This window comes from Massilia litorea (assembly GCF_015101885.1).
In the GTDB taxonomy this organism is placed as follows: Bacteria; Pseudomonadota; Gammaproteobacteria; order Burkholderiales; family Burkholderiaceae_D; genus Telluria; species Telluria litorea.
Map to the genome: position 1 here is coordinate 3,261,648 of NZ_CP062941.1, position 23,927 is coordinate 3,285,574.

Annotated in this window: 24 protein-coding genes; 14 read left to right on the forward strand and 10 right to left on the reverse strand. The window is 66.3% G+C overall.

From position 1 onward, the window contains the following. Positions 1-16 precede the first annotated feature (16 nt). The 5 genes from LPB04_RS14655 to LPB04_RS14675 all read left to right on the forward strand — a co-directional run bounded on the left by LPB04_RS14655 (position 17) and on the right by LPB04_RS14675 (position 4,666). A complete protein-coding gene (locus LPB04_RS14655; RefSeq protein ID WP_193685273.1) occupies positions 17-883 on the forward strand; it encodes a branched-chain amino acid ABC transporter permease in 867 nt (288 codons plus the stop codon). A gap of 71 nt (positions 884-954) precedes the next feature. After that, positions 955-1,932: a branched-chain amino acid ABC transporter permease gene (locus tag LPB04_RS14660; protein ID WP_193689012.1), complete on the forward strand. Its 978-nt coding sequence runs from the start codon at positions 955-957 to the stop codon at positions 1,930-1,932. Continuing rightward, on the forward strand, positions 1,929-2,681 hold the full coding sequence (locus LPB04_RS14665) for an ABC transporter ATP-binding protein (protein ID WP_193685274.1): 753 nt from the start codon (positions 1,929-1,931) through the stop codon (positions 2,679-2,681). The genes LPB04_RS14660 and LPB04_RS14665 overlap by 4 nt, the downstream gene beginning before the upstream one ends. Next, entirely contained in the window at positions 2,674-3,375 is a 702-nt protein-coding gene (locus LPB04_RS14670) for an ABC transporter ATP-binding protein (RefSeq protein WP_193685275.1), read from the forward strand. The genes LPB04_RS14665 and LPB04_RS14670 overlap by 8 nt, the downstream gene beginning before the upstream one ends. 127 nt (positions 3,376-3,502) lie before the next feature. Next, complete coding sequence (locus LPB04_RS14675; protein ID WP_193689013.1) at positions 3,503-4,666, forward strand: ABC transporter substrate-binding protein; 1,164 nt, start codon at positions 3,503-3,505, stop codon at positions 4,664-4,666. A gap of 50 nt (positions 4,667-4,716) precedes the next feature. Here LPB04_RS14675 and LPB04_RS14680 read toward each other — a convergent pair whose 3' ends face one another. Both LPB04_RS14680 and LPB04_RS14685 read right to left on the reverse strand, forming a co-directional pair. After that, positions 4,717-5,712 (reverse strand): extracellular catalytic domain type 1 short-chain-length polyhydroxyalkanoate depolymerase, encoded by a 996-nt coding sequence (locus tag LPB04_RS14680; protein WP_193685276.1) that lies wholly within the window; start codon positions 5,710-5,712, stop codon positions 4,717-4,719. A 185-nt stretch (positions 5,713-5,897) separates the two neighbouring features. Next, the gene (locus tag LPB04_RS14685) at positions 5,898-6,407 is read right to left on the reverse strand and encodes a MarR family winged helix-turn-helix transcriptional regulator (RefSeq protein WP_193685277.1); all 510 of its coding nucleotides are present in this window, start codon (positions 6,405-6,407) and stop codon (positions 5,898-5,900) included. A gap of 136 nt (positions 6,408-6,543) precedes the next feature. On the opposite strand from LPB04_RS14685, the gene LPB04_RS14690 reads away from it, so the two are divergent. Together LPB04_RS14690 and LPB04_RS14695 are read left to right on the forward strand one after the other, a co-directional pair. Then, positions 6,544-7,587 (forward strand): aromatic ring-hydroxylating dioxygenase subunit alpha, encoded by a 1,044-nt coding sequence (locus tag LPB04_RS14690; RefSeq protein WP_193685278.1) that lies wholly within the window; start codon positions 6,544-6,546, stop codon positions 7,585-7,587. Further along, entirely contained in the window at positions 7,584-8,540 is a 957-nt protein-coding gene (locus LPB04_RS14695; protein WP_193685279.1) for a PDR/VanB family oxidoreductase, read from the forward strand. Before LPB04_RS14690 ends, LPB04_RS14695 begins: the two co-directional genes overlap by 4 nt. Before the next feature lie 114 nt (positions 8,541-8,654). Here LPB04_RS14695 and pcaCD read toward each other — a convergent pair whose 3' ends face one another. The 4 genes from pcaCD to pcaH are packed head-to-tail and all read right to left on the reverse strand — an operon-like array spanning position 8,655 to position 12,594. Next, a complete protein-coding gene (gene pcaCD / locus LPB04_RS14700) occupies positions 8,655-9,917 on the reverse strand; it encodes a bifunctional 4-carboxymuconolactone decarboxylase/3-oxoadipate enol-lactonase PcaCD (protein WP_193685280.1) in 1,263 nt (420 codons plus the stop codon). Beyond that, positions 9,914-11,320 carry a 3-carboxy-cis,cis-muconate cycloisomerase gene (gene pcaB, locus LPB04_RS14705; protein ID WP_193685281.1) on the reverse strand — a complete coding sequence of 469 codons (1,407 nt, stop codon included), beginning with the start codon at positions 11,318-11,320 and terminating at the stop codon, positions 9,914-9,916. Before pcaB ends, pcaCD begins: the two co-directional genes overlap by 4 nt. Before the next feature lie 37 nt (positions 11,321-11,357). Beyond that, complete coding sequence (locus LPB04_RS14710; protein WP_193685282.1) at positions 11,358-11,891, reverse strand: peptidase associated/transthyretin-like domain-containing protein; 534 nt, start codon at positions 11,889-11,891, stop codon at positions 11,358-11,360. Between the two features lie 10 nt (positions 11,892-11,901). Next, positions 11,902-12,594, reverse strand: coding sequence for a protocatechuate 3,4-dioxygenase subunit beta (gene pcaH, locus LPB04_RS14715; RefSeq protein WP_193685283.1), 693 nt, complete (start codon positions 12,592-12,594; stop codon positions 11,902-11,904). A 142-nt stretch (positions 12,595-12,736) separates the two neighbouring features. Between pcaH and LPB04_RS14720 the strand changes: the two genes are divergently transcribed. Next, on the forward strand, positions 12,737-13,510 hold the full coding sequence (locus LPB04_RS14720; RefSeq protein WP_193685284.1) for an IclR family transcriptional regulator domain-containing protein: 774 nt from the start codon (positions 12,737-12,739) through the stop codon (positions 13,508-13,510). A gap of 203 nt (positions 13,511-13,713) precedes the next feature. On the opposite strand, the gene LPB04_RS14725 is transcribed toward LPB04_RS14720, so the two are convergent. Continuing rightward, complete coding sequence (locus LPB04_RS14725) at positions 13,714-14,646, reverse strand: LysR family transcriptional regulator (protein ID WP_193685285.1); 933 nt, start codon at positions 14,644-14,646, stop codon at positions 13,714-13,716. Between the two features lie 133 nt (positions 14,647-14,779). On the opposite strand from LPB04_RS14725, the gene LPB04_RS14730 reads away from it, so the two are divergent. From LPB04_RS14730 to LPB04_RS14750, 5 genes are all read left to right on the forward strand, one after another. Continuing rightward, positions 14,780-15,739: a tripartite tricarboxylate transporter substrate binding protein gene (locus LPB04_RS14730; protein WP_193685286.1), complete on the forward strand. Its 960-nt coding sequence runs from the start codon at positions 14,780-14,782 to the stop codon at positions 15,737-15,739. A 19-nt stretch (positions 15,740-15,758) separates the two neighbouring features. Beyond that, on the forward strand, positions 15,759-17,159 hold the full coding sequence (gene leuC / locus LPB04_RS14735; RefSeq protein WP_193685287.1) for a 3-isopropylmalate dehydratase large subunit: 1,401 nt from the start codon (positions 15,759-15,761) through the stop codon (positions 17,157-17,159). After that, the gene (gene leuD, locus LPB04_RS14740; RefSeq protein ID WP_193685288.1) at positions 17,156-17,809 is read left to right on the forward strand and encodes a 3-isopropylmalate dehydratase small subunit; all 654 of its coding nucleotides are present in this window, start codon (positions 17,156-17,158) and stop codon (positions 17,807-17,809) included. Before leuC ends, leuD begins: the two co-directional genes overlap by 4 nt. Next, on the forward strand, positions 17,806-18,711 hold the full coding sequence (locus LPB04_RS14745) for an alpha/beta fold hydrolase (RefSeq protein WP_193685289.1): 906 nt from the start codon (positions 17,806-17,808) through the stop codon (positions 18,709-18,711). The genes leuD and LPB04_RS14745 overlap by 4 nt, the downstream gene beginning before the upstream one ends. 146 nt (positions 18,712-18,857) lie before the next feature. After that, positions 18,858-19,466, forward strand: a complete 609-nt coding sequence (locus LPB04_RS14750; RefSeq protein ID WP_193685290.1) for a GNAT family N-acetyltransferase — start codon at positions 18,858-18,860, stop codon at positions 19,464-19,466. On the opposite strand, the gene LPB04_RS14755 is transcribed toward LPB04_RS14750, so the two are convergent. Further along, a complete protein-coding gene (locus LPB04_RS14755; RefSeq protein WP_193685291.1) occupies positions 19,396-20,310 on the reverse strand; it encodes a helix-turn-helix domain-containing protein in 915 nt (304 codons plus the stop codon). The two genes, LPB04_RS14750 and LPB04_RS14755, sit on opposite strands and share 71 nt — an antisense overlap. 126 nt (positions 20,311-20,436) lie before the next feature. On the opposite strand from LPB04_RS14755, the gene LPB04_RS14760 reads away from it, so the two are divergent. Then, positions 20,437-21,603 carry a 4-hydroxybenzoate 3-monooxygenase gene (locus LPB04_RS14760; RefSeq protein WP_193685292.1) on the forward strand — a complete coding sequence of 389 codons (1,167 nt, stop codon included), beginning with the start codon at positions 20,437-20,439 and terminating at the stop codon, positions 21,601-21,603. Positions 21,604-21,911: 308 nt separating this feature from the next. Here LPB04_RS14760 and LPB04_RS14765 read toward each other — a convergent pair whose 3' ends face one another. Together LPB04_RS14765 and LPB04_RS14770 are read right to left on the reverse strand one after the other, a co-directional pair. Then, on the reverse strand, positions 21,912-23,372 hold the full coding sequence (locus LPB04_RS14765; RefSeq protein ID WP_227496417.1) for an acetate kinase: 1,461 nt from the start codon (positions 23,370-23,372) through the stop codon (positions 21,912-21,914). A gap of 24 nt (positions 23,373-23,396) precedes the next feature. Continuing rightward, the gene (locus LPB04_RS14770; RefSeq protein ID WP_193685293.1) at positions 23,397-23,921 is read right to left on the reverse strand and encodes a hypothetical protein; all 525 of its coding nucleotides are present in this window, start codon (positions 23,919-23,921) and stop codon (positions 23,397-23,399) included. Positions 23,922-23,927 lie beyond the last annotated feature (6 nt).

Here is a 23,927-nt window from a genome sequence, read left to right on the forward strand (position 1 = left end):
CACAGGGGAGGCGGCCATGATCGGTAATTTCATCGGCGTCCTCTTCGACGGCATCGCCTACGGCAGCCTGTTATTCCTGATCAGCGTCGGCCTCTCGGTCACGATGGGCATGATGAACTTCATTAACCTGGCCCACGGCGCCTTTGCCATGGTCGGCGGCTATGTCTGCGTCACCTTGCTCAGCAAGCTGGGCCTGCCTTTCCTGGCCACGCTGCCGCTCGCCTTCCTGGCGGCCGCGGTGGTCGGCCTGGTGCTGGAACGCACCCTGTACCGCCAGCTGTACCAGGCGACCCACCTCGACCAGGTGCTGTTCTCGATCGGCCTGACCTTCATGTCGGTGGCCGGCGCCACCTTCCTGTTCGGGCCGACCCAGCAGCCTGTGAACCTGCCGGACTGGCTGCGCGGCCAGGTGCACGTCCTCGGCCTGGACCTCGGTTCCTATCGCCTGTTCCTGATCGGCGTCGTCGTGCTGATCACGCTCGGCCTCTACCTGCTGATCGAGCGTACCCGCTTCGGCGCCCAGATCCGCGCCTCGGTCGACAACCAGACCGCCGCCGCGGGCCTCGGCATCAACGTCAGCCGCGTCTTTTCGCTGACCTTCGCCCTCGGTTCCGGCCTGGCCGGCCTCGGCGGCGGCCTGGGCATCGACGTGCTGGGCCTGGACCCGAGCTTCCCCGTGAAATACATGGTCTATTTCCTGCTGGTGGTCGCCGTCGGCGGCGCCGGTTCGATCAAGGGTCCGCTGATCGCGGCGCTGATCCTGGGTGTGTTCGATGTGGCCGGCAAATACTATGTGCCGGAAGTGGGCGCCTTCGTCATCTACACGCTGATGGTCGTCCTGTTGATCCTGTTCCCGTTTGGTCTGGTGCGGAGGAAAGCATGAGTGCCTTTTCCACTTCCGCCCTGAAAGCCAAGAGCGCCGCCGGTGCTTCCAATAACGAGCCTGTGACCGCCATGGACAAATCCGCGCTGCGCCTTCCGAACGACCGCTGGAAGCCGCTCGAGATCGCGTTCTGGCTGCTGCCGGTGGCGTCCTACTTCCTGTTCCCGGACTACCTGGTGCTGGTCAGCCAGATCATGATCGTCGGCCTGTTCGCGCTGTCGCTCGACCTGATCCTGGGCTATGCCGGCATCGTCTCGCTCGGCCACGCGGCCTTCTTCGGGCTCGGCGCCTATACGGCCGGCCTGCTGTCCGTGCACGGCTGGGGCGAGCCGATTTCCGGGGTGCTGGCGGCGGCAATCGTCGCCGGCATCGTGGGCTTCATCGTCAGCTTCCTGGTCGTGCGCGGCCAGGACCTGGCGCGCCTGATGGTCACGCTCGGCATCGGCCTGATGCTGTTTGAAGCGGCCAACAAGGCTGCCTTCATTACCGGCGGGGTCGACGGCCTGTCGGGCATGGCCACGGGGAAGCTGTTCGGCGTGTTCGAGTTCGACCTGTATGGCAAGACCGCCTTCTGGTACAGCTTCGGCGTGCTGTTCCTCCTGTTCGTGGTGCTGCGCCGCCTGGTGAATTCTCCCTTCGGCATGTCGCTGCGCGGCATCCGCGAAGGCGGGCGGCGCATGCCGGCGATCGGCGCCAACGTCGACCGCCGCCTGAAAGCCATCTTCACCATCGGCGCGGCGGTGGCCGGCGTGGCGGGCGCCTTGCTGGCGCAGACGACCCAGTTCGTCGGCCTCGACGTACTCGGCTTCCCGCGTTCGGCGGAACTCCTGATCATGCTGGTGCTGGGCGGGACCGGCCGCCTGTACGGCGCGCTGATCGGCGCGGCCGTGTTCATGGTGGCGCAGGACAAGATCTCGGGGCTCGATCCGGCCTACTGGCAGTTTTATATCGGCCTGTTCCTCGTGCTGATCGTGCTGTTCGCACGCGGCGGGATCATGGGCGGCGCGGAAAAAATCTTCGCGCGATTCAAACCTAAGGAGCCAGCATGACGAACACCTTGCGTACCGAAGGGCTCTCGAAGCAATGGGGCGGCTTCAAGGCGAATACCGACATCACGCTCAACTTCGAGCCCGGCGCGCGCCACGCGCTGATCGGCCCGAACGGCGCCGGCAAGACCACGTTCATCAATCTGCTGACCGGCGGCTTCCCGCCGACCAGCGGCGCGGTCTACCTGGGCAACCACGACATCACGAAGCTGCCGCAGCACGAGCGCGTCAAACTCGGCATGACGCGCACCTTCCAGATCAACACCCTGTTCGCGGGCATGACCGTGCTCGAATCGGTGGTGCTGGCGATTTGCGAACGCCGCGGCCTGCAGAAGGTGTGGTGGAAGACGGTCGAGAAGCATGACGAGGTGGTGGAAGAGGCGATGGAGCTGCTGGCCACGCTGAAGCTGACGAACGAAGCCAATTCGATCACCCGAAGCATGGCCTACGGCAAACAGCGCCTGGTCGAGATCGCGCTGGCCCTCGCCACGAAACCGAAGATCCTGCTGCTGGACGAACCGGCAGCCGGCATTCCCTCGGCCGAGAGCAAGGAACTGTTCGAAGTCATCGCCGCGCTGCCGCGCGACGTGACGGTCGTCTTCATCGAGCACGACATGGGACTCGTGTTCCGCTTTGCCGACCGCATCACGGTGCTCGTGGGCGGGAAAGTGCTGACCGAAGGGACGCCGGACGAGATTGCCGCCGACCCGCGCGTAAAAGAAGTGTATCTGGGGGAGGCCGAACATGGCTGAATTGCTGGCATTGGACAAGGTCACCGCCGGCTACGGCGAATCGATCGTGCTGGAAGACGTGTCGTTCACGATGAACGAAGGAGACAGCCTGGCGCTGCTGGGCCGTAACGGCGTCGGCAAGACCAGCCTGCTTGTCACCCTGATGGGCCTGACGCGCCTGCACAAGGGGTCGATCCGCTGGGGCGGCGCCGACATCGCCCGCGTGGCGACCTGGAAGCGCTCGCGCGCAGGCCTGGGCTGGGTGCCGCAGGAACGCCACATGTTCCCTTCGCTGACCGTCGAGGAACACCTGACCGTGGTCGCCCGTCCCGGTCCCTGGAACCTCGCGAAAATCTACGAGATCTTCCCGCGCCTGTTCGAGCGCCGCGCCAACATGGGCAACCAGCTCTCGGGCGGCGAGCAACAGATGCTGGCGATTGCGCGCGCCCTGATGACGAACCCACGCATCCTGCTGCTGGACGAGCCGATGGAGGGTCTCGCGCCGATCATCGTGCAGGAGCTGGTGCGCGTCATTCGCAAGCTGGTGGCGGAGGAGGGCATGTCCGTCATCGTCGTGGAGCAGCATGCGCGGTTGGCCTTGTCGCTGACTTCGCGTGCGATCGTGCTCGATCGCGGGCGGATCGTGCACGACTCGGATTCTGCAAGCCTTCTGGCCGATGGCGAGAAGTTGGATCGATTGGTAGCAGTCGCGTAACGTATGGGGTCATCGAGGCCAATGGCCTCGATGACGGTTTCACCGGGCTCTCCGAGCCCACCCTACGGTTATTCCAGGCGCCTACGGGGCGCACATACATAAAAAACAGGAGACAACCTTGAACCACCTGAACACCACCCGCCGCACCATCCTGCTCGGCGCAGCCCTGCTGTCCGCCGGCCTGGCCACCGCCGCCGAGCCCCTGAAAGTCGGCCTCATCGTCCCGATGTCCGGCCCCTTCGCCTCCACCGGCCGCCAGGTCGACGCCGCCGTCAAACTCTTCATGCAGCAGAACGGCGCAACCGTGGCCGGCCGCGAAGTGCAGATCATCCTGAAGGACGACGGCGGCGTCTCGCCGGACGTCACCAAGCGCATCGCCCAGGAACTGGTTTCGCGCGACAAGGTGCAGGTGCTGGCCGGCTTCGGCCTGACGCCGCTCGCCTTTGCCGCCGCCCCGGTGGCCACGCAGGCGAAGGTGCCGATGATCGTCATGAACGCGGCCACTTCCGTCATTCCGCAACGCTCGCCCTACATCGTGCGCACCGGCTTCACGCTGGCGCAGGTGACGGCGCCGATGGCGCAGTGGGCGGCGAAGAACAAGATCAAGTCGGTCGTGACTTTTGTGTCCGACTACGGCCCCGGCATCGACGCCGAGAAGGTCTTCGTGAAGGACTTCACCAAGGCCGGCGGCAAGATTGTCGCCTCGCTGCGCGCGCCGCTACGCAACCCGGATTACTCGCCCTTCCTGCAGCGCGTGAAGGACGCCAAGCCGGACGCCCTGTTCGTCTTCGTGCCGTCGGGCGAGGGCGCGGCCGTCCTGAAGCAGTTCACCGACCGCGGCCTGGCGCAAGCCGGCATCAGGCTGATCGCCACCGGCGACGTGCTCGACGACGACCTGATGCCGAGCATCGGCCCTGCGGCCCTGGGCGTGGTCAGCAGCCACCATTACTCGGCCGCCCATCCGTCACCGGAAAACAAGGCCTTCGTGGCCGCCTTCACCAAGGCGAACAAGAACATGCGCCCGAACTTCCACGCCGTCGGTGCCTATGACGGCATGCACCTGTTGTACGCCGCTTTGAAGAAAACCGGCGGCAAGAGCGAGGGCCCGGCCCTGCTGGAAGCGATGAAAGGCCAGTCCTGGACGAGCGTGCGCGGCCCGGTCACGATCGATCCGGCCACCCGCGACATCGTCCAGACGGTGTATATCCGCAAGGCAGAGCAGGTCGATGGCGGCGTGTACAACGTCGAATTCGACAAGGTCGAGAAGTTCAAGGATCCTGGCGTGGAGTAAAGGCGTCGGTGCCGGGGTTCAGGCTCCTGCAGCCGGGGTTCGAACGATCGTCACTGGACCAGGCGCTCGGTATCGCCAGGCACGGGCAGGTGGAAAAACCGGAGCATTTCCTTGCTCGCATCCGGCCCATGCGCGTCCGTGTAACTTCCACGGCGGTTTCCGCCCGACCAGGCATGGCCGGCCCCGTGCAAGGTCCAGTGTTCGGCGACGACCTCGCCGGCTTTCCCGCAGTGGACGCTGCGGGTAAAGCGCCGGCTGGCCGTTTCGCCGGTGTTTTCCGAAAACGCAAGTTCCACCTCCTCGTCCAGCGTTTGCGCGAGATAGGTGTCGATCGACTGCTGGACGATACCCGTGCTGTTCTTCACGTGGACGGTCGTGTCCATATCGCCATGGAAGACGATGACGGGAACGCCCGGGGAGGATTCGTTTTGAGCGACCTGGCATGCATCGACACCATCGCGCATCGCCTGCAATGCGGCATAGCCGTCCGTCGCACTGCGATGCGCCAGGCCGGAGTGACAGCCGACCGCAGTGAACAGGTCGGGGTAGACACGGCCCATGATGACGGCCATCGCGCCGCCCGCGGACAAGCCGGCAATACAGACCCTGGTCTCGTCGACGGCATATCCGGACAGTATTTCGCGCGTCATTCCAGCGATCAGGGCCGGCTCTCCCTGGCCGCGTTCATGGTGTGCTTTCTCGAACCAGTTCCAGCATCGCTGCCAGTTGCTGCCGCTGGACTGTTCGGGATACAGCACGAGAAACCGGCATTCTTCGGCAAGCTCATTCATGCCGGTGCCGCGCGCAAAATCATCCGCGTCCTGACCGCCGCCGTGCAGCATGACGACCAGCGGCATGGGTGTCCCGTCGTAGGTGCTCGGGACAAACAGTTTATAGTCCAGGGTGCCGGCGGCGCTCTCGAACTTGCCACTGTTGAATGTGCCGCTTGCCTTCTCCTGGACAGAGGGGCTCCCACCGAGGCCGGACACATTGGTCCAACCCGTCAGTGCGGCCGAGGTCCAGGCATTGAATACGATATGCAGCATGTGCGACTCCTAAAAGATCGATGAAGTCTCCAGTTCTTTCAGACATTATCGCCAATGCTGCAATGCACAACGTGGGGCGCGACCCCAGCTGCTTGTAGGACAACCGGCTGAGCTTTCGAAAGCGGCGGCCGTCACGGGGGCAGGCGGGGGGATATCGACGACTACATCGGCCTTTTGGTGCAGGCTCAGGCGCCCGCATTGTCCACGGCCGCGGGCAGGGCCAGCGGCGCCCGGCTCTGCTCGTTGTTTTCGTGCACCAGCTTGGCCAGCAAGCCCATGAAGACCCGCTGCTCGTCTGCGCTCAAGGGCTCGAGCAGCCGTTGCCGCAGCCGCTGCGCGCCCGGCACCAGTCCGTCCAGCAGCGCCTTTCCGGCAGCCGTGATGCTCAAGGCCCGTTGGCGCCGGTTATGCGGAATCACCTTTCTCTCCAGCAGCCCCTTTTCTTCGAGCCGCGCGCACACGGTCGCTCCGGTCGAGGTATCGATCGCCGCCAGGCCGGCCAGCGATACCTGGTCGATGCCCGGATGTTCGGCCAGCCGGCTCAGGATCGCGTACTGCACGGGCGTCAGTTCATTCCCCATTTCGTCGTAAAAAATCGACACCGAGATCTGCTGGGCACGGCGCAGCAAGTGGCCCGGATGCTGGTACAAATCGAGCATCTCGCCCCGTCCATCGCGTGCTTTTTCTGTAGGCATATTGCTTATGAGGAGTTGGTGCAGCGCACCATGAAAAAAGTTTGAAAACACAGTTTACTTCGTGCCGCAAACGCGTGATACTTTTCCTGACATTCAGTACACTGAATATTAATTCCACATGATGGAGGAGACAAGGATGTTCCCGAAAAACGCCTGGTATGTAGCTTGCACGCCCGATGAAATCGACAGCAAGCCCCTGGGTCGCCAGATCTGCGGCGAAAAGATCGTGTTCTATCGCGGCCAGGGCGGCAAGGTCGCCGCGGTCGAGGATTTCTGCCCGCACCGCGGCGCGCCGCTCTCGCTCGGTTTCGTCCGTGACGGTAACCTCGTCTGTGGCTACCACGGCCTGGAAATGGGCTGCGAAGGCAAGGCGATCAGCATGCCGGGCCAGCGCGTGCGCGGCTTCCCCTGCATCCGCAGCTATCCGGTCGAGGAGCGCTATGGCTTCATCTGGGTCTGGACGGGCGACAAGGAAGCCGCCGACCCGGCCACCATCCACCACCTCGAGTGGGCCGACAACCCGGAATGGGCCTATGGTGGCGGCCTGTACCACATCAACTGCGACTACCGCCTGATGGTCGACAACCTGATGGACCTGACCCACGAGACCTATGTCCACGCGTCCTCGATCGGCCAGAAGGAAATCGACGAGGCGCCGGTCACGACCAAGGTCGAAGGCGAGCAGGTCGTCACCAGCCGCTTCATGGAAAACATCATGCCGCCGCCGTTCTGGCAGGCGGCCCTGCGCGGCAACCACCTGGCCGACGACGTGCCGGTCGACCGCTGGCAGATCTGCCGTTTCAACGCGCCGAGCCACGTGATGATCGAGGTCGGCGTCGCGCATGCGGGCAAGGGCGGCTACAACGCGCCGGCCGAGTACAAGGCGTCCTCCATCGTGGTCGACTTCATCACCCCCGAAACCGAAACCTCGCACTGGTATTTCTGGGGCATGGCGCGCAACTTCAAGCCGGAGGATGCGGAACTGACCAAGACCATCCGCGAAGGCCAGGGCAAGATCTTCGGCGAGGATCGCGAGATGCTGGAGCTGCAGCAGCAGAACATCCTGCGCCACCCGGAGCGCAAGCTGCTCATGCTGAACATCGACGCCGGCGGCGTGCAGTCGCGCCGCATCATCGACCAGTGGCTGCAGAAAGAAGAGATGAAGGAGTTCGCGCCATGAGCACGATTGAAGTTCGCGTCGCGACCAGGCAAAACGAGGCCGACGGCATCTGCAGCTACGAGCTGGTGCGCGTCGATGGCGGCGCGCTGCCCGCTTTCGAGGCCGGCGCCCACGTCGACGTCCACCTGCCGGGCAACCTGATTCGCCAGTACTCGCTCTGCAATGCGCCGGGCGAGACCCATCGCTACCAGATCGGCGTGCTGCGCGACGCCGATTCGCGCGGCGGCTCCGAGGCGATGCACGACCACATCGACGTCGGCTCGGTCCTGCGCATTTCCGAGCCGAAGAACCACTTCCCGCTGGTGGAGGCGAAACGCACCCTGCTGCTGGCCGGCGGCATCGGCGTGACGCCGATCCTGGCGATGGCCGAGACGCTGGCCGCCAGGGGCGCCGCCTTCGAGATGCATTACTGCGCGCGCTCGCCGGAAAAGGCGGCGTTCAAGCAGCGCCTGGGCGAATCGCATTTGCGCGACCTGGTGCACTTCCACTATGACAGCGGCGACGCGGCCCAGAAGCTCGACATGGCGGCGCTGCTGGCCAATCCCCAGGCCGATACCCACCTGTACGTGTGCGGCCCGCAGGGTTTTATTTCGTACGTGCTCGACACCGCCAGGGCGCAAGGCTGGCCGGCGGCCCAGCTGCACGTCGAATACTTCAGTGCGGCGGCGGTGGACACCACCGGCGACCAGCCCTTCGACGTCAAGCTCGCGTCCAGCGGCAAGCTGCTGACGGTGCCGCCGGGGCAGACGGTGATCAAGGTGCTGCTTGATGCGGGCGTCGAGGTGCCGTATTCCTGCGAGGAGGGTGTCTGCGGGACCTGCCTGACGCGCGTGCTGGAAGGCGTGCCGGATCACCGCGACATGTATCTGACGGAGGAGGAGCAGGCGGCGAACGATCAGTTTACGCCGTGCTGCTCGCGTTCCAAGTCGAAGGTGCTGGTGCTCGACCTGTGACGCCGACGTAGGGTGGGCTCTGCCCACGCGGTACACCCTTCGCATGCCGCACGGTATGCGGAGACGGTTCGGTATGCATGTGGTGAACCGCGTGGGCGGAGCCCACCCTACGGATTACAGCCCCGCCACGAACCCGACGACGCTTGCCGCAAACGCCTCCGGCTGCTCGGCCGCGCTCAGGTGCGAAGCATCACTCAGCACCTCCAGCCGCGCCCCCGGAATCCCTTCCGCCAGCGCCTGCGCCATCGCCACCGGCGTCCCTTGATCGAGTTCGCCGGCAATCACCAGGGTCGGCACGCCGATTTGCCCAAGCCGCGACCCCGTATCGACCTTGCCCACCGCCTCGCAGCAGCCGACATAGCCGGTCGCATCGGTCGTGACCAGCCGGCGCCGGAAGCGCGCGACAGTCGCCGCCTTCTGCGCGCGGAAGGCGTCGTGGAAGTAGCGTCCCATCACCGCATCCGCGATCGCCTCGATGCCCTCGGCGCGTACGGTTGCGATGCGCTGTTCCCACACCGCGCGCGCCGCTTCCGGATAGCCGCTGGTCGTATTCGCCAGCACCAGCGCCCGCACCAGCGACGGATGGCGCAGGGCCAGCTCCTGGCCCACCATCCCGCCCATCGACAGCCCGACCCAGACCACCGGGCCGGTATCGAGCTCGCGCAGCAGGCGCGCGGCGTCGTCGGCCAGGTCCGCCATCGAATACAGCGCATCCGGCGCATCGGAACTGCCGTGGCCGCGGTGGTCGTAGGCGATCACGCGCTTATCCAGCGCCAGCTGGTTCGCAAGGCTGTCCCACATCGTCAGGTCGCAGCCGAGCGCATGGCTCAGCACCACCGTGTGGCGCGGCGCCTTGCCATTCCTCGGCTCGCGCACGCTGTAGTGCAGGGCAGGGCTGCTGGCGGTGCGGCCTTCGCGTCCGACGCCCGGGTGCGCGACGGCCCCCGGCGCCGCCGGTTCGAGCGCATAGCCGATCTGCTCGCCCACTTCGCGCAGGATCGCCAGCGTGTGCGCGAAGGCGGTGTTCGCGGCCGGCACGCCCGCGTAGATGGCCGACTGCATCAGGATTTCCTTGATCTCGTCGGGTGTGAGGCGGCTGCTCTCGTCGCCGAGCAGGGCCGCGCGCACGTGCAGCTCGAACTCTTCCCAGCGCCCGAGCGCGGTCGTGATCGAGAGGACGATTGCACGCCGCGTCTTGTGGTCCAGGCCGGGCCGGCCCCAGATCTCGTTCCAGGCGAAGCGCGTGATCAGGTTCTGGAAGTCGGCATTGAAGCTGTTGGCGTTGTTGATCGAACGGTCGACCCAGGCGTCGCCAAGGATGGTGCGGCGGTTTTGCAGGCCGCGTTCGAAATCGTGGTCAAGCGGGTCGAAACTCATGCGTCGTCTGCCTCATGAAAAGGGTGGGTGGTATCCAGCTCCGCCATGCGCTGGCGCAGGGCGTCGAGCTGGCTGGCGGCCAGGCGCCGCGCCGGTTCGAGGGCGGCGACCGGGTCGAACAGCGTGGCGAGCTGCTGCAGGTCGACGTGGGCGGCAAGCTGCGGATCGGCCTTGACGGCATCGGCCAGCAAGGCATCGAGCGGACGGCCTTCGCTCGTGACCCGGCGCGTCAGGCCTTCCAGCAGCGCATGCGCGGCGGGACGGCCGATGGCGCCGGCCAGGTAGCTCGAGGCGCTCTCGGCGAACACGAGTCCCTGCAGCGCCGCGATATTGCGCAGCATCCGTTCGCGGTCGACCGTGAGGCCGGCAAAGGCGTCGTTCAATGCGTGCAGCGCGCCGTGCGCCGACAGGAACAGCGGCGGCCACTCGGCCAGTTCGGCCTGCCAGTTGCCCAAGCCGCGCTCGTGCTGCTGGTCCATGCAGGCCAGCAACGCCGCCGCATGCTGGGGCGTGCGGCGGGAAGCGGCCAGCGCGATCATGCTGGAGACGGGATTCCTCTTGTGCGGCATCGCCGACGAGCCGCCGCGGCCATTGCCCGAGGGTTCGGCCAGTTCCGCAATCTCGCCTTGCGCCATCAGCGAAAGGTCGGTCGCGAGCTTGCCGAGGCTGCCCGTCAGGACCGCCACTTCCATGCCGAGCCGGACCCACTCGTCGCGCTGCGTATGCCAGGCGGCGTCGGCGACTTTGAGGCCAAGCTGTTGCGCGACGCGCGCGGCCACCGCCGCCCCCTGCTCCTTCATGACGGAGAGGGTGCCGACGGCGCCGCCCAGTTGCAGCTGCAAGGCTTGCGCGGCGGTCGCGCGCAGCGCGGCACGCGCGCGTACGAGCGGCGCCAGCCAGCCGACTGCCTTGAAGCCGAAACTCGTCACCTGGGCCGGTTGCATCAGCGTGCGCGCCAGCACCGGCGTGGCCAGGTGCTGTTCGGCCAGCGCCGCCAGGTGGACGCCCAGCTCCGCCAGCTCATCGTCGAGCAGCTGCAGGGCCGCGCGCGTGGCCAGCACCAGCGCGGTGTCGATCACGTCCTGGCTGGTGCTGCCCCAGTGGACGTGGCGCGCCGCCTCCTCGTCGTAGAGGGCGACGGTCCTGGTCAGTTCCTTCACGAGCGGGATGGCGAGGCTGCCGGCGCGGCGGCCGGCGTGGATCAGGGCCGGGATGTCGTAGAGGTCGGCCTTGCAGACGCCCGCAATCGCGCTCGCCGCGGCGTGCGGAATCACGCCTTCCTCGGCCTGGGCCCGCGCCAGTGCCGCTTCGTAGCGGAACATCGCCCCGACGATGGCCGCGTCGTCGAAGGCGGCGATCATCTCGGGCGTGGTGAGGAAACTGTCGAAGATCGATACGCTCATAGGTGGTCCTTGAACTTCGCCTCTTGGTGGAGGCAGGTCATGCGTAGTCGAAGAAAACGGTTTCCGCTTCGCCCTGCATCCGGATATCCCAGTGATACTGCCCCTCGCCGGTGCGGCGCGCAAGCAGGGTCGCGCGGCGCGCTTCCGGGACCTGGTTCAGGATGGTCGATTCGGCCAGGCCGGCGTCGTCTTCCAGGAAGACGGCCGTGAACTGGTGCAGCACCAGGCCGCGCGCGAACACGGTCACGTACATCAGCGGCTCGCCACGGACGGCCGGTTGCGGCAGCGAGACGCGCAGGCTGAATTCGCCGTCGGCGCCGCTCGGCACGCGGCGGAAGCCCGGAATCATCTGCTCCGGCTCCAGGGCGGCACCAATCGGCGTCCAGGCCTCGATCTGGGCGTCGTTGATCGGGGCGCCGTCGCCGTCATAGATGTTGCCGGTGACGAGGACGGTGTCGCCCGTCGTTTTCAGGTTGCCGGGGATGCAGGCGTCGACCGCCCATTGCCATGCCTCGTGCGAGAAGGGACCGATGGTTTGCGAGGTGGTGATTTTGTTCGATGCGTTGCTCATGGTCGTCTCCTTACAGGCCCATCGGCGTGGCGTTGCGTCCGCGCAGGACGATGTCGAATTCGTAGCCGAGCATTTCGCCGCCGACCGTCTGTTCCATGCTGAAGCGCGAGATCAGGCGCTGGCGTGCCGCTTCGTCCGGAACGCTCTGGAAGATCGGGTCGTAGTCGAACAGCGGGTCGCTCGGAAAATACATCTGGGTCACCAGGCGCTGGGCATACACGTTGCCGAACAGCGAAAAATGGATGTGGGCCGGGCGCCAGGCCTTGTCGTGGTTGCCCCAGGGGTAGGGGCCGGGCTTGATCGTGACGAAACGGTAGCGGCCGTCGTCGTCGGTCAGCATCTTGCCGAGGCCGTGGAAATTCGGGTCGAGCGGGGCGGCGTGTTGGTCGCGGCTGTGCCAGTAGCGGCCGGCCGAGTTCGCCTGCCAGACTTCGACCAGCGAATTGCGCACCGGCTTGCCGTCTTCGTCGACAACGCGGCCGGTGACGACGATCTTCTCGCCCAGCGGCTCGCTCGCGCCATGGGCCGTCAGGTCGGTATCGTGCGGCAGCAGGATGTGCGGGCCGGCGACGATGTTGCGGCTGGTCGGCACCGGCGCCTCGATGCGCAGGGCCGGCTGCTGCGGGCCGCGCTTGACGGTGGATTTGTAGGCGGGATAGATGAGTTCCGGATAAATGCCCGGCTCGACTGGATCGAATTTCACGGCGTGTCTCCTTCAGGTGGTCTTGTCGATGCAATAAATGGTAGGCCAGCCTTGCGTGGCTCACAAGCGGCAGAGGGCCAGGGCCGTCCGCAGTGCGCACACTTTGTGCGATACTCGCACAATTCCCCGTTTATTTGCGCTTATGCCCACGGAAACCGACCCGCCGCTTGAACGCGACCTCGTCGCCGGCCTCGAAAAGGGGCTGAAGGTGATCGAAGCCTTCGACCAGGAACGCTCGCGCCTCTCCATTGCCGAGGTCGCGGAATCCACCGGCCTGACCCGCGCCGCCGCGCGCCGCTACCTGATCACGCTGACCCACCTCGGCTACATGCGCCACGAAAACAAACTGTTTTCGCTGACGCCGGCCGTGCTGCGCCTGGGCCAGAGCTACCTGCATTCGGCGCGCCTGCCGCGCATCGCCCAGCCGCTCTTGTACCGGCTCGCGTATTCGCTGGGGGAGGCCGCCTCGGTTGGCGTGCTCGACCATGACCAGCTGGTCTGCGTGGCGGCGGTCAGCGCCGGCCAGCTGGTGTCGGCGACGCTGCAGCCGGGCACGCGGGTGCCGGCCTGGTGCACGGCGAATGGACGCATGCTGCTGGCCAGCCTGCCGCAGGCGCAGATCGAGGCCTTTCTCGCGCGAGCCCATCCCGAGGCGATTACCACGCATACGATCGTCAACCGCGAACGGCTGGCGCTGGAAATTGCCCGTGCCCGCGCCCAGGGCTATGCGCTGGTCGACCAGGAACTGGAACTGGGATTGAGGACGATCGCCGTGCCTGTCAAGAATTTCCGGGGGGACGTGGTGGCGGCAATGAATGTCAGCGTGCACGCGGGGCGTTTGCCGATCGAGCAGATGGTCGAGCGCTGTCTACCGGCAATGATCAAGATTCAGGTGGAGCTGGGGGCCTTGCTGTAGTCCGCCAGGCAAGGAGGACTCACAGGATGTGGGTGCGATTCCAATGCGAACCTGAGGTCGATGGATGTGAAAATGGCGGTCGACCTCGCAAAGCTGTTCTTCAAGCATTGCGGCAAGACTGCGCCGGCCGAACAGTGCGATCTGGCGACACCTGCCCGCCGCCAGTAGACCTGCTTCGGCACAGGCCCGTTCTTGCGGGTGGCTCACCAGAGCAGGCTGCCCCCGCTGCGCATCCTCTCCGTCCCGCGCCTGTCGGCAAACGCGTCAAGCATGAAATCGACCATCGCCCGCGTCTTCGCCTGCAAATGGCTTTTGGTTGGAAACAGGATATAGATGTCGGCCGGCGGCGGCGCCCAGTCCTCGAGCAGCAACTGCAGCCGCCCCGAACGCAGATATGGCGCTGCATCCCATTCCGAACGCAGCACGATGCCATGTCCGTCGAGCGCCCAGGACAGCGCCGCCTCGCCGTCGTTCGTGCTGAGCGGTCCACGCACCTTGACGGTCTCCTGGCGCGACCCTGAACGGAACTGCCAGCTGCCGTAGATTTCGTCGCTTTCGCGCAGCACGATGCAGCTGTGCCGGTGCAGGTCGCGCGGGGAGGCCGGCATGCCGTGCGCCGCGATGTAAGAGGGAGATGCGCACAGGAAGCGCCGGTTGTCGGCCAGCTTGCGCGCGGTGATGCGCGCGTCCGGCTGTTCGCCGAAGCGGATCGCCAGGTCGAAGGCCTGTTCCACCAGGTTGACCGGGCGGTCGCTCAGGTGCATCTGCACCTCCACCCCGGGATAGGCGCGCGCAAAGCGCGACAGCTCGGGCGTGACGTATTTGCGGCCGAAGCCGAGCGTGGCATTCAGGCGCAGCAGGCCCTGCGGCACCACGCTGCCGCCGGAGATCTTGCGTTCCAGTTCTTCCAGTTCGGCGACCAGGCGGCCCCCTTCGGCCAGCCAGGTTTCGCCTTCCGGTGTCAGGCTCATGCGCCGCGTGGTGCGGTTCAGCAGGCGCACGCGCAGGCGCGCCTCGATCGCGGCCAGGCGTTTGCTGACGGCCGGCGGCGTGATGCCGAGTTCCTGCGCGGCGGCGGCCAGGCTGCCGCGTTTGACGACCACGGCAAAGAAGGACAAATCGTCTAGGCTATCCATTCGTCAGTCCGATTCGTAACTGTGAGGACCGAATCAAGTTCGGAAATATTCATTATACGACTTCATATTTTGAATATCATGTTGTTATCCGGCAGCGATCCGGAACGACCATTCCATCCATTGGAGGAGACCCATGAAGATCAAACTTGCCCTGCTGGCGCTGGCCGCCTTTGCATCGACCCTTGCCCATGCCGAGACCTATCCCTCGCGCCCGATCCGCCTGATCGTGCCTTACGCTCCCGCCGGCAGCGCCGACATCGTCGCGCGCCGCATTGGCGACGAATGGGCGAAAGCGCTGGGCGGCACGCTGTACGTCGAGAACAAGGCCGGCGCCGGTGGCAACATCGGCGTCGATGCGGTGGCCAAGGCGGCTCCGGATGGGTACACGATCGGCCTGCAGACCGTGTCGCTGGCGATCAATCCCGCGCTGTTCGCGAAGATGCCCTACAACACGCTGAAGGACCTGGCGCCGATCGGCATGGTCGCCACCTCCCAGCACGTGCTGGTCGTCAACCCGGCCTTCCCGGGCAAGGACACCAAAGAGCTGCTCGCGGCAGTGAAGGCGAAGCCCGGCAAGTACACCTATGGTTCCGCCGGTCCCGGCAGCACCTTCCACATGTCGGCCGAGCTGTTCAAGGACGTGACCGGCACCGACATCGCCCACATCCCCTATAAAGGCGGCGGTCCGGCCCTGGTCGACACCATGGCCGGCGTGGTGGACATGAGCTTCCCGGTCCTGTCCGCGGTCGTGCCGCACGTGAACGGCGGCAAACTGCGCGCCATCGGCGTCACCGGGCCGAAGCGTTCGCCGCTGCTGCCGAACGTGCCGACCCTGCAGGAATCGGGCGCGCCCGGCTACAGCTTCGAGACCTGGTTCATCGTGTTCGCGCCGGCCGGCACCCCGCAGCCGATCATCGACAAGCTGAACGGCGCCTTGAACAAGGCGATCACGTCGCCGCAACTGAAGGAAAAACTGGTGAAGGACGGCTTCGACCCGATTCCGTCCACGCCGGCCCAGGCCCAGGCCCGCCTGTCGCAGGAACTCGTTTCATGGGGCAAGCTGATCAAGGACCGCGGCATCACCGCCGAATAACCTTAACCAGGCAAGCAAAATGAGCAAGACCCTTTACCGAAAGCTGGTGGCTGCACACACAGTCGTGCAATTGGACGCGGACAATGTCCTGCTGTACGCCGACCTGCACCTGATGAACGAGTACACCAGTCCCCAGGCCTTCGCCGGCCTCCACGAACGAGGCCTGAAAACCCTGTATCCGGGGCAGAATGTGGCCACGGTCAGCCACATCATCCCGACCCATGCCGATAAACTGCGGATCATCGCGGATACCGACTCGGCCCTCCAGGCCAGCAACCTGAAGCGCAACTGCGAGCGCCACGGCATTCCCCTGTTCGACACCAACGACCGCTTCCAGGGCATCGAACACGTGATCGCGCCGGAACACGGCATGATCCGCCCCGGCATGGTGGTCATCTGCGGCGACAGCCATACGACGACCTACGGGGCGCTCGGGGCGCTCGGGTTCGGCATCGGCACCACCGAGGTCGAGCATTTGCTGGCGACCCAGACCCTGGTCTACCGCCTGGCCGGCGACATGCGGATCCGCATCGACGGCCAGCTGCCGGCCGGCACCACGGCCAAGGACATGATCCTGATGGTCATTGCCCGGATCGGCGCCCAGGGCGCGCGCGGCTATGTGGTCGAGTTCTGCGGTTCGGCGATCGCCGCGCTGAGCATCGAGGCGCGCTTCACGCTGTGCAATATGGCGGTGGAAGCAGGCGCGCGCGGCGCCCTGATCGCGCCCGACGAGACAGCCATACGCTATGTGATGCAACACTGCCCGGACCTGGCCGGCGACGCCGACATGGCCGCGCGGGCACGGGCGCACTGGCGCACCCTGTTCAGCGACCAGGATGCCGTGTTCGAGGTCGAGCACGTATTCGACGCCTCGACGCTGGCGCCGACCGTGACCTGGGGAACCAGTCCCGACCAGGCGATGCCGATCACGGGCACGATCCCGCCGGCACGCGACGCCTCCGACGCGCGGGCGCTGCAGTACGCCGGGCTTGCCAGCGGCACGCCTCTGGAGGGCATCGCCGTCCAGCACGTGTTCATCGGATCGTGCACCAACGGCCGCATCGAGGACCTGCGCGCGGTGGCCGCAGTGGTGGGGGAACACAAGGTGGCGCCGGGCGTGCGCGCGATGGTCGTGCCCGGATCGGGCGCGGTGCGCGAGCAGGCCGAGCGGGAAGGCATCGCGGCGCAATTGATCGCGGCCGGCTTCGAATGGCGCAAACCCGGCTGCTCGATGTGCCTGGCGATGAACGACGACGTGCTGGCGCCTGGTACCCGCTGCGCCTCGACCACGAACCGCAATTTCGAAGGACGGCAGGGACGCGGCGCCATCACCCACCTGATGAGCCCAGCCATGGCCGCCGCCGCCGCGGTGACCGGCAAGATCACCGACGTCCGAACCTTCATGGAGGCTGCACAATGACGCACACGATCATCGAGGGGATCGCCGTGCCGCTTCCCATCGCCAATCTCGACACCGACCAGATCATCCCGAAACAGTTTTTGCGGGGCATCGACAAGGCGGGCCTGGACCGCGGCATCCTGTACGACCTGCGCTTCGACGGCAGCGGTGCACCGCGCCCCGATTTCGTCCTGAACCAGGAGGCCTACGCGGGCGCACCCATCCTCCTCGGCGGGGCCAACTTCGGCTGCGGATCGAGCCGCGAGCACGCCGTGTGGGGACTGCAGCAGTTCGGCGTGCGTGCAGTCGTCGCATCGAGCTTCGGCGAGATTTTTTATTCGAACGCGATGAACAACGGGCTCATGCTCGCTACCGTGCCGGAAGCGTATATGGAGCAGCTGTTCGCGCACGAAGGGCCGCTGCAGCTGCGCATCGACGTCGAACGGCTGGAAGTCGCGAGCAGCGTCGGCACGACCGGCTTCACGCTCAGCGAACGCCATCGCCGCATGTTCCTGGACGGCCTCGACATGCTGGGCGCGTCCCTGCTGCACCTGCCTGCCATCGAAGCCTTTGCCCGCCGGTGGCGCCAGGACCAGCCCTGGCTCGCGGACGTTGCCGCGCACGCACGCACCAGGCTCGACGGGGCAGCGTCCATCGGGGCGGCAGCATGAGCGACCTCGACCTGTTTCCGGGATTTAGTGCGCGCGACATCGAGCTTGCGCCGGACATCTCCATTCACGCGCTGGTCGGCGGCAAGGGACCGCCGCTGCTCCTGCTGCACGGCCACCCGCAGACGCACGCGATCTGGCATCGCGTCGCGCCCGCTTTGTGCGAGCGTTTCACCGTCGTCGCCTGCGACCTGCGCGGCTACGGCGACTCGTCCAAGCCGGCCGGCGACGATGGACACGCCGCCTACAGCAAGCGCACCATGGCGGGCGACATGCTGGCCGCGATGCGCGCGCTCGGTTTCGCCAGCTTCAGGGTGCTGGCGCACGACCGCGGCGCCCGCGTCGCGCACCGCCTGGCGGCCGACCATCCGCAGGCGGTCGAGCGCATGGTACTGCTCGACATCGCGCCCACGGTGGCGATGTACGCCCAGACCACGGAGCAGTTCGCGCGCGCCTACTGGCACTGGTTCTTCCTGATCCAGCCCGCGCCCTTGCCCGAGCGCCTGATCGAAGCCGATCCGGCCGCCTACATCCGCGACGTCATGGGACGCAGGAGCGCGGGCCTTGCCCCCTTCGATCCGCGCGCCCTGGCCGAGTACACGCGTTGCCTGGCACTGCCGGGCGCCGCGCACGGCCTGTGCGAGGACTATCGGGCGTCGGGCGGCATCGACCTCGAGCACGACCGCGAGGACATTGCCGCCGGTCGCCGCCTGGCGATGCCCGTGCTCGTGCTCTGGGGCGAGCAGGGCGTGGTGCACCGCTGCTTCGAGCCCCTGCGCGAATGGCGCCAGGTGGCGGACCGGGTCGAGGGCGAAACCCTGCCTTGCGGCCATTACATCCCGGAAGAGGCGCCCGAGCAGCTGCTGGCACGCGCCTTGCCATTCCTGGCGGAAGGCCGCGCCTGAGCTGAAACAGGCAGGTCCTGGAATCCCGGCGCACGGGTCTTGCCCGGCCGCAGGCGCACGCGACAGGCTCGACCGGTTATCATCGCGCCAGCGCCCGGCAGTGCGGGCACCTTCCGTCCGCCAACCCGTTCTGCTGAAAGTAGCGCATGTATCCGAGCTTGTTCGACACCGCCTCCGATATCGCCATCGTTCCCGCGAGCGTCGAGCATGCCGCCATGCTGGCGGCACTGGTCGCAGGGAACCGGGAACACCTGAACGCATACCTGCCGATGGTGGCGACGCTGGCGTCGGCGGAGGCGGCGCGTGCGCACCTGGAGCGGGCTGCGGCGCGCGCTGCCGATGGCGGAGCCTTCGAGTGGCATTTGTTTGCCGGCGACACCTTGTGCGGCGCAGTGCGCCTGAAAGACATCGACCGGGACGACCGCAAAGCGAAGATCGGCTATTTTCTCGGCAGCGGGTTTGCGGGAAAAGGTATCGTCAGCTCGGCACTGAAGGCCGTTCTCGCATGGTGTTTCGGCCCGTTCGGCTTGAACAGGATCGAGCTGCACTGTGCCTCCTCGAACGGGCGCAGCATGCGCGTTGCCGAACGGCTGGGCTTCGTGCGTGAAGGCCTGTTGCGCCAGGACGAATTCCTGAACGGCGTGTTCGTCGACCAGTACGTGTATGGCCTGCTGGCCGCCGAGTTCACGCGTGCCGGTCCTGCGCCTGCGCCTTGCGCCGGAACTCCTTCGGCGTCAACCCCATCAATTTCTTGAACAGCCGGCTGAAATAGGCCGGGTCCTGGAAGCCCAGCTCATAGGCAATGCTCGACACCCCCGCCGGGACATAGGTCAGCTTGCGGCAGGCCTCGAGCATGAGCCGGTCCTGGGTGATCTCGAAGGCCGATTTGCCGGCCAGTTTCAGGCACAGGCGGTTCAGGCGCGCCGGCGCCACGCGCAGCAGGTCGGCATAGCGTCCGACCTGCCATTGCTCCTTGTAATGGCGCTCGACCTCGACCCGGAAGCGGCTGAACAGCTCGAAGTCGCCGCGCCCGGAGGTATCGGCGATGCGGCGCTCGGCCTGCACCCGCACCAGCATCAGCAGGGTGCTGCGGGCGAGCCATTCGAGCATCAGGGTGTGGCCGTGGCGCGGCCAGGAAGCTTCGTGGATCAGGTTCTGCAGCAGCGCTTCGATGCGCGCCAGCATGTCCGGCGCCCCGCCGAGCCCGACCGCCAGCGGCTGCACGAACAGCGGAGAGAACAAATCCCCCTCGTGGCCGGCCGCCGCGAACAGCATGTTCTGGTCGACCGTCAGCACATAGCCGTGCGCTTCCTCGGAAAAATCGAAGCCGTGCGGCAGGGACGGGTGGATGGTCAGCGCCACCGGCCCGTCGCATTCCCACAGGTCGCCGTCGATGTCCGCGCGGACCTGCCCTTTGAATAAAAAAAGTACCTGAAACATGCCGGCATGGGTATGGGTGCCGATATGCCAGTCGTGCTTGCGGCTGCGGGTCTCGATCAGTTCGATATGCACGGCCTCGGCGTCCTTGCCCCGCGTGGCTTCGCCGTAGAGGGCGAATTCGGGGACGGTGACGGGTGAGGCTTCGATGGCGGCGGGCATGTGCGCTTTGTGGGGTGGCTGGGCCGAATGAATAAATAGTACAAGTTTTTTCGTGTTTGATCCATTTTACCCGGGCGCTGCCCGGGCTAGGATGAGGCTTACTAAAACATATTCGGAGACATTGTCATGCGTACCCAGGTTGCCATCATCGGCGCCGGCCCGGCCGGCCTTCTGCTATCCCACCTGCTGCACCTGCAGGGCATCGAATCGATCGTGCTCGAAATGCGCAGCCGCGCCGACATCGAGGCGACCATCCGCGCCGGCGTGCTCGAACAGGGCAGCATGGACATCCTCAACGAGGCCGGCGTCGGCGAGCGCATGCAGCGCGAAGGGGCGCTGCACCATGGCTTCGAGTTCGCCTTCGGTGGGCAGCGGCACCGCGTCGACCTCACCGAACTGACGGGCCAGTCGATCACGGTGTATCCACAGCACGAAGTCATCATCGACCTGGTGGCGGCGCGCCTGGCGGCCGGCGGAGATGTGCGCTTCGAAGTGAGCGAGGTGGCGCTGCACGATATCGACAGTGCGCAGCCTTCGGTGACCTTCGTCCATGCGGGGCAGGGCGCAAGCATCGAGGCCGACTTCGTGATCGGGGCCGATGGCTTTCATGGGGTTTCACGCCCGATGATTCCTGCCGGGACGCGCGAAGACTTCCAGCGTGTGTATCCGTTCGGCTGGTTCGGCATCCTGGTCGAGTCGGCGCCTTCGTCCGACGAGCTGATCTACGCCCAGCACGAACGCGGCTTCGCCCTGGTCAGCACCCGCTCGCCGAGCGTGCAGCGCCTGTATTTCCAGTGCGACCCGCACGACAAGGTCGACAACTGGTCGGACGACCGCATCTGGTCCGAACTGCATGCGCGGCTGGAGCACAACGATGGCTGGAAACTCAAGGAAGGCAAGATCTTCCAGAAGGGCATCATCGGCATGCGCAGTTTCGTCTGCGCCCCGATGCGCCATGGCCGCCTGTTCCTGGCCGGCGACGCCGCCCACATCGTGCCGCCGACCGGGGCCAAGGGCATGAACCTCGCCATTTCCGACGTGCGCGTGCTGTCGCAGGCGCTCGTGGCGTTCTACAAAACCGGGGGCGAAGATGGGCTGAACGCCTATTCCGAGACCGCCCTGAAGCGCGTCTGGCGCGCCGAGTATTTCTCGTGGTGGATGACGCGGCTGCTGCACACCTTCGACGATGCCTCTCCCTTCGAACGCCGGATCCAGCGCGCGGAACTGGAGAATGTGGTGGCCTCGCGCGCACTGCGCACGGCGCTGGCGGAGAATTATGTGGGGGCGTTTTGAGAGCCGGGGGCGGGCTCGATTGATCCTCCGGCCGCCGCCACCAAACTGCACAGTTCCATCTTCACGGCTGATGCGCCACAAACGGCGAAGGATGTGCCGACGTAAGCTCGATCCATCTCATCGACGGGCACGCCGGGATCATGCAAGCACGAGCGCACCTGCCACGCATCACTGTCCTGATCCCCAGCTACGAACAGGACGCCTTCCTGCCGCGTACGCTCGATAGCCTGTGCGCGCAGTCGCTGGCCGACTCAAAGTCCCACGCCGGCGCGCGTTGCACGCACCGGCACAGCGTTTGGCCGACTGCCTCAGAACGACATCGGCACCCGCACCATCAGGGTCACGTCCGGCGTGTCCCTGGTCAGGCCGGCACCGACGGCCACGCTCAGCGTCTTCTTGTCGCTGAGGCGGTAGGAATAGCCGATCAGCAGGGTGCCGAGCTGGAGGCGCACCGAGCCCGGCACCGTGCGGCCGGACTGCTTGGTGCGGGCGACCGAGTTGTGGTCGTAGCCGACGCTGAACGAAGCCTTGTCGTTCAGGGCCAGGCCCATGCCGAAGTTGAACCCGATCACGCCGCCGGGCGCGACTTCCCCGAGCGACTCCTTTTCGCCGTTCAGCACGGTACGCGAGACGTCGCGCTTGAAGTTGTGCAGGTAGCTGAAGCTGCCGAAGAACACGGCCGGATCGGACGGGAACAGCCAGGTGAGGCTCGGCTGCAGCGAATAGAAGCCGGAGCCGGTCGGGAGTTCCAGGGGCAGGCCGCTGCCCGTGATGTTTTCGCCGATGCAGCGGCGCTGGCAATCGGTCGTGACCTCGAACGGGTCCTTGCCGGTGCGCGACTTGAAGCGCAGGCCGCCGATGAAGAAGGGCTTGTCGACGCCGCCGTCGTTGAGCTGGTAGCGCGCCGCCAGTTCGACGTCGCCGATCGCCTTGCCGCTCGTCTCGAAGGCGCGCTCGACGGCGGTGCCGGTGAAGACTTCGCGGCTGACCGTGGCGTCGCTGCGGTACACATAGGGCAGCTTGGCCTCGACTTCGAAGCGGTTGGTCAGGCCGCGGCGCAGGGTGGCGGTGGCGGTGGTCGTGTTGCGTTTGACTTCGCGGACGTCGATCAGGCCGATCAGGAGGGCAGGGATGACGGTGTAGCCGACCAGGGCCACGCGGTTGCTCGACGAATAGGCGTACTGGAGGGCCGGTTCGAAGACGTATTTTCCGCGCGGTGTCAGCACGCCCGGCTGTTCGAAGATCGGGGCGACCTCGCGCGGGCGGCTGTTCTCGCTCGGGGCGCGGCCGACGGGGGCGGTGTTCGTTGCTGCAGTCGGCGCGCTCGCCGGGCCGCCGACCGGGGCGGCCGGCGCCGCGGGCTGCTGGGGCGCGCCGGCAGCGCCCGGCGCGCCGCCGGTGCCGCGCATGGACCCGAGCTGGGCGCCGGAAGCCGGCACGGCCAGGCCCGCGGCCAGGGGCGAACTCGTTGCCGGATCAGGCGGCGCGTTGCCGGTGCCGCGCGTGCCGTCGAGCGTGGCGTGCGAGACCGCGCCGCCGGCCAGCATCGGGTCCGCCGTCGCGGCCGCGGCCGGCCCCGGCGCCGTGGCGCGTGCCGTGCGCACATCGCGCTCGAGTTCATCGATGCGTGTGCGCTGGGCCTCGAGCTGCTGGCGCATCGCTTTCACCTGTTCAGCCAGTTCCTGGACGGATTGCGCCTGCGCCGGAAGAGCGCAAAAGGCCGCGCTGACGGCGAGTGCTCCAGCACATAGCGCCGGGATCTTCTGCATAAATTGCTCCATGGTGGTGGGCCGTCAGCGGGGCGCTACGGCTGTTGTCAAAGCATTATTCAAGCTTGTTCCAAAATTAAGCGCACGTAACATTCCGGCGGTATTCACGGTGGCGTTGATGGCGGTCTGGTTCCGGATGATCTGGTCGTTCAGCGAGTTCTGGATGATGGTGCCGCCGAGCAGGTTCTGTGCATTGCCGGCCATCGTGCGCACGTCGCCGTTCTGGATCAGGCGCAATTCGCCGACGGCCTGGGTGGACAGGGTCGCTTCGCCGCGGGCCAGCTTGCCGATGTCGCCGAGCTGCAGTTCGGTGCGCTCGACAACGTTGCCGTTGATGGAGACCAGGCGCTCCAGGCCCAGGTTGACCATCAGGCCGTCGCCGGTGAGGAAGCCGCCGCGCGCCCCGTCGAGGGTGGCGTCGTCGACCGCATCGGCCGGGTCGAAGGCTGCCAGGGCGGGCGCATCGGGCGCCGCCGCCATGGCCGCGCCCGCCATCGACAGCAGCAGGAGCGGCAGGGAAGTGAAAAAGCTTGGGCAGGTCCGCCGCATGGTGTG